The organism is Anaerococcus lactolyticus ATCC 51172 (assembly GCF_000156575.1).
In the GTDB taxonomy this organism is placed as follows: Bacteria; Bacillota; Clostridia; order Tissierellales; family Peptoniphilaceae; genus Anaerococcus; species Anaerococcus lactolyticus.
Genome location: NZ_GG666064.1, coordinates 1 through 1,481, shown reverse-complemented (window position 1 = coordinate 1,481; position 1,481 = coordinate 1). Strand labels below are relative to the sequence as shown.

1 protein-coding gene is annotated in these 1,481 nt (G+C 33.2%); it reads left to right on the top strand.

Features of this window, described 5'->3' with window-relative positions; all coding sequences use genetic code 11:
• Window positions 1-110: 110 nt before the first annotated feature.
• The coding region (locus HMPREF0072_RS10245; RefSeq protein ID WP_039931472.1) for an IS1182 family transposase at window positions 111-1,481 on the top strand (1,371 nt) is incomplete at its 3' end.

Here is a 1,481-nt window from a genome sequence, read left to right as displayed (position 1 = left end):
CAGACTGTAGACAAAGTAGATGAAAAAACACAAATTCATCTACTTTTTCTATGCAATAAATGCTTAAATCAAGCCATCTTTGGGTATAAATATCATAGATGGAGGAAGTTATGCTATACAAAAATGAGAAAAACAATACTGAGCAAGTTCAAATGGTATCAGTAGAACAACTAGTCCCAAAAGATCACATATTAAGAAAAATAGACAAATACATAGACTTTAACTTCATATACGACCTAGTAGAAGATAAATACTCACAAACAACAGGTAGACCAAGTATAGACCCAGTAGTATTAATAAAACTTGTAATCCTACAATACTTCTTCAACATAAACAGCATGAGGCAAACCATAAGAGAAGTAGAAGTAAACATAGCCTATCGTTGGTTTCTAGGACTCGACTTTTACGATAAAGTTCCACACTTCTCAACCTTTGGAAAGAATTATGAAAGAAGATTTAAAAACACAGACATATTCAATCAGATATTCGAAAACATCCTAGACCAAGCAATGTCCTATGGCTTTGTAGACACAAAAATACAATTTGTAGACTCAACCCATGTAAAAGCCCACGCCAACAGACATAAAAACCAAAAAGTAAAAATAAAGAAAAAAGTAAAATCTTACCAAAGAAAACTAGAAAAAGAAGTAAACGAAGATAGAAACATCAATGGCAAAGATGACTTTGATTACCCAAAAGGTGAGATACTAGAAGAAAAAGAAATAAGTCAATCAATAACAGATCCAGAAAGTGGACTATTTCATAAAGGAAACCACAAAGAAGTATACGCCTACTCAATCCAAACATCGTGTGATAAAAATGGATGGATACTAGGCTACAAAGCTTACCCAGGAAACCTACACGACTCCACAACCTTCCCATCATTCTTCAAAGAAAAAATAGAAAAATATGAACCAGAAAAAATAGTAATGGATGCAGGATACAAAATACCAGCAATAGCAAAAGAACTAATAGAAAAAGGGATAATGCCAGTATTGCCATACGCAAAACCAAAAGGAAGAAGAAATGATAAAGAATCATTCTACCCTAGGCAATACAAATATGACGAAACAAATGACTGCTACATATGTCCAGAAAACAAAATACTCCTCTACTCAACAACCAATAGAGAAGGCTACAGAATATACCAAAGCAAGAAAAGCTTATGTGAAAACTGCCCATCTTTAAGTAAATGTACAAAAAGTAAAAGCAAGGTGAAAGTAATAATTAGACATATCTGGCAAGAATATATAGACTACAGTGAATGGTACAGACTAACCGAAGAGGGAAAAGCTCTATACAAACTAAGAAAAGAAACAATAGAAAGACAATTCGGAAGTGCTAAAGAATATCATAGCTTTAGATATACTAACATGATAGGAAAAGCAAAAATGAGTATGAAAGCGGCACTAACTTTTGCGTGCCTAAATATGAAAAAATTAGCAAAATTACTAGATAGATTAGAGGGAGATGGAGGTGGT